Origin of the sequence: Actinosynnema sp. NPDC059335 (assembly GCF_042752395.1) — a bacterium.
Taxonomy (GTDB): domain Bacteria; phylum Actinomycetota; class Actinomycetes; order Mycobacteriales; family Pseudonocardiaceae; genus Actinosynnema.
Genome location: NZ_JBHYXZ010000297.1, coordinates 1 through 3,602, shown reverse-complemented (window position 1 = coordinate 3,602; position 3,602 = coordinate 1). Strand labels below are relative to the sequence as shown.

General features: G+C 74.8%; 2 protein-coding genes. Both read left to right on the top strand.

The features are described from left to right. The first annotated feature begins 161 nt into the window (after positions 1-161). Entirely contained in the window at positions 162-1,757 is a 1,596-nt protein-coding gene (locus ACFXGA_RS39835) for an ABC transporter ATP-binding protein (RefSeq protein WP_378098281.1), read from the top strand. Next, positions 1,754-3,547, top strand: a complete 1,794-nt coding sequence (locus ACFXGA_RS39830; protein ID WP_378098278.1) for an ABC transporter ATP-binding protein — start codon at positions 1,754-1,756, stop codon at positions 3,545-3,547. Before ACFXGA_RS39835 ends, ACFXGA_RS39830 begins: the two co-directional genes overlap by 4 nt. Positions 3,548-3,602: the final 55 nt, after the last annotated feature.

The window sequence follows — 3,602 nt, the reverse complement described above, 5'->3', positions numbered from 1 at the left end:
CTATCTGCTGACCCCCCCCCGCTCGATGTTGCCGGCGTCTTCGTGTATCTACTTTCGCTCTCCACTCAGCCCTCGTCCCGTTCCTACATTAACCCATCACACCCACACCCCCCGACACATGATGCGCCCAACCGCGGCAATCGCCATAGGAGTCCCAAGGCATGGTGCTCTCTTCCGTCGTGCGGCGAGATCCCCGGTGGCTGCTGCTCGCGTTGAACGCCCTGCCGGCCACCCTCGCCGGGCTGCTGCTGCCCACCGCCCTGGCCTCGGCGGTCGACATGGCGCTGGCCGGGCGGCTCGACAGCGGCACGGTGCTCTGGCTGGTCGGGCTCGCGGGCGTGGAAGTGCTCGGCGACGCGATCGGCGTGGTGCTGGCGGCGGCTGTCACCGCACGAGGTGCGGCGTGGCTGCGCCACCGGCTGACCGCGCACCTGCTCGCGCTCGGCCACCCCGCGCGGTTCGAGGCCGGCGACGCGGTGAGCCGGCTGACCGGCGACAGCGTCAACGCCGGCGGTGTCGCCGTGCTCGCGGTGAACCTGGGCATCTCGGTGCTCACGGCGGGCGGCGCGATCACCGCCCTGGCGTTGCTGGACTGGCGGCTCGCGGTGGTGTTCCTGCTGAGCGTGCCGCTGGCGGCGTTGCTGGTGCGGTCGCACCTGCGGCTGACGGCCGCGGACGTGGCGACCTACCAGGAGGTGTCCGGGGACTTGTCCGCGCGACTCGTGGACGCCGTGGGCGGCCTGCGCACGATCACCGCCTCCGGTCGGGCGGACCAGGAGGCCGAGCGGGTGCTGCGCCCGCTGCCCCGGCTCACCGCGGCCGGGGTCGGCATGTGGCGCACGCAGGCGCGGATGATCTGGCGGGCCGGCCTGCTGCTGCCCGCCGTGGAGCTGGCCGTGCTGACGGCCGCCGGTTTCGGCGTGGTCGCCGGCCGGCTGAGCGTCGGCGACGTGCTCGCCGCCCTCGGCTACACGGCCCTCGGCATGGCGGTGGTCGGCCAGACCACCCTGCTCACGGCCTTGCAGCGCGCGCGGGCGTCCGCCGAGCGGCTGGAGGAAGTGCTCTCGACCCCCGTGCCGGCCGAGGAGCCGCCCGCGCCCGCGGGTTCCGGCGAGGTGGTGCTGAGCCGCGTCACCGTGCCGGGCGCGCTGCACGACGTGGACCTGACCGTGCCGCCCGGGACGTTCCTCGCGGTGGTCGGTCGGTCCGGCGCCGGCAAGTCCGCCCTGGCCTCGGTGATCGGCGGCCTGACCCGGCCCGCGTCCGGCGACGTGCGCCGCGGCGGGTCGGTCGGCTACGCCTTCGAGCGGCCCGCGCTGGTCGGCACGACGGTCGCCGACGCGGTCCGCTACGGCACGGACTCGCGCCGGGACGAGGTCGAGGCCGCCTGCCGCGCCGCGCAGGTGCACGACGTGGTCGTCCGGCTGCCCGAGGGCTACGACACCCCGATGTCCGCCGCCCCGATGTCCGGTGGCGAGGCGCAGCGGCTCGGCCTGGCGCGGGCGTTCGTCCGCGACCCCGCCGTGCTCGTGCTGGACGACGCCACGGCCAGCCTGGACATGGTGACCGAGTCCACTGTGGAGCGCGCGGTCGAGACGGCGCTGCCGGGCCGGACGCGGGTCGTGGTGACGCACCGCGCGGCCACCGCCCGGCGGGCCGACGTCGTGGTGTGGCTGGAGGAGGGCCGGGTGCGCGCGGTCGGCCCGCACGCCGAGCTGTGGGACGACGAGGAGTACCGGGCGGTGTTCGGCCGATGACCTATTTGCGGGCGTTGCGGGAACAGCGGCGCGGCATCGCGGTGCTGCTCGGCTGGTCGGTGCTGGAGGGCGTGCCCGCCCTGCTGTCCGGCCGGCTGGTCGGCTACGCCGTGGACCGGGGCTTCGCGGTGGGCCGGCCGTGGGTCGGCGTCGCGTGGCTGTTGGCGTTCGCCGTGCTGGCGGTGCTGGGCGGGTTCGGCCTGCGCCAGGTCTTCACCCACCTGGGCGCGGTGGTCGAACCGCTGCGGGACACCTTGGTGCGCCAGGTCGTGCGCGGCGTGCTGCACGCGGGTTCGCAGACGCGTCAGCCGGACGCGAGCGCCGTCGCCCGGATCACCCGGCACGTGGAGGTGGTCCGCGACGCGACCGCCGGCGTCCTCGTGCAGGCACGCGCCCTGCTGGTCACCACCATCGCCGCCCTGGTCGGCCTGGCCGCGACGGTCTCCTCGCTGGCCTGGCTGGTGATCCTGCCGGTGGTCGCGGCACTCGTGCTGTTCGCCCTCCTGCTGCCCGGCCTGGCCCGCGGCCAACGCCGGCTAGTGCTGGCCGACGAGGAAGCCGCCGCCGTGGCCGGCACCGTCTTCCTCGGTGTCCGCGACGTCACCGCCGTGAACGGCCGCGACCACGCCTTGCACGACGTGACGACCCTGGTCGACCGCCAGGCGTCCGCCACCGTGCGCCTGGCCTACGCCACCGCCCTGCGCGGCGTCGTGATCGCCCTGGGCGGGTTCGCCCCCCTGGTGCTCCTGCTCCTCGTCGCCCCCGGCCTGGTCCGAACCGGAACGCTGACCGCCGGCGAAGTCCTGGCCGCCGTCGTCTACCTCAGCACCAGCGTCCAACCGGCACTGCGCCGGCTCGCCGACACGACCAGCACCATCGTGCTGCGCCTCGTGGTGGCACTGCGCCGCCTGGCGGAAGCCGCCCCGCCGATCGCCCCACCGTCCGGCGCCGCCGTCCCCGAGGGCCACGGGATCGAGCTGCGCGCCGTGACCTTCGGCTGGAGCGCCACCGCCGAACCGGTCGTGCGGGACCTCGATCTCACCCTGCCCCCCGGTTCCCACCTGGCCGTGGTGGGCCCGAGCGGCATCGGCAAGTCCACCCTGGCCGGCCTGGTCACGGGCCTGGTCGAACCGCGGTCCGGCGTCGTGCTCCTCGGCGGCGCGCCGGTGCGGGAAGTCCACCCCGACATCCGCCACCGGCGCATCGCCCTGGTCCCCCAGGAGACCTACCTCTTCACCGGCACGGTCCGCGAGAACCTGGCCCTCCTCGCCCCCTCCGCCGACGACGACGCCCTGCTCCGAGCCGCCGCCGCCGTGGGCGCGACGGACCTGATCGCCAAACTGGGCGGCCTGGACGGCACGGTGGGCCACAACGGCGGCGGCCTCTCCGCCGGCGAGGCCCAACTCCTCGCCGCCACCCGCGTCCACGCCTCCCCCGCCGACATCGTCATCCTGGACGAAGCCACCTCCGCCCTGGACCCGGCCGCCGAAGCCACCGTCGAACAAGCCTTCGCCACCCGCACCGGCACCGGAACCCTGATCGTCATCGCGCACCGCCTCTCCTCGGCCCTGCGCGCCAACCAAGTCCTCGTCATGGACGGCGGCCCACCACTCCTCGGCCACCACACCGACCTGCTCGCCACCTCACCGCTCTACCGCGACCTCATGGCCGCCTGGCAACCCACCCCAACCACCACCAACGACACCACCCCGACCACCACCAACGACACCACAACGGACCCGCCACCACCCCCACCGAGGCTCGATTTGACATGGGTTCGGGTGCCTTAGGCTGGACGAAGCCGGCAGGCCAGGCGGGACGCTTTTCCCCGCCGGGCCTGCCGGC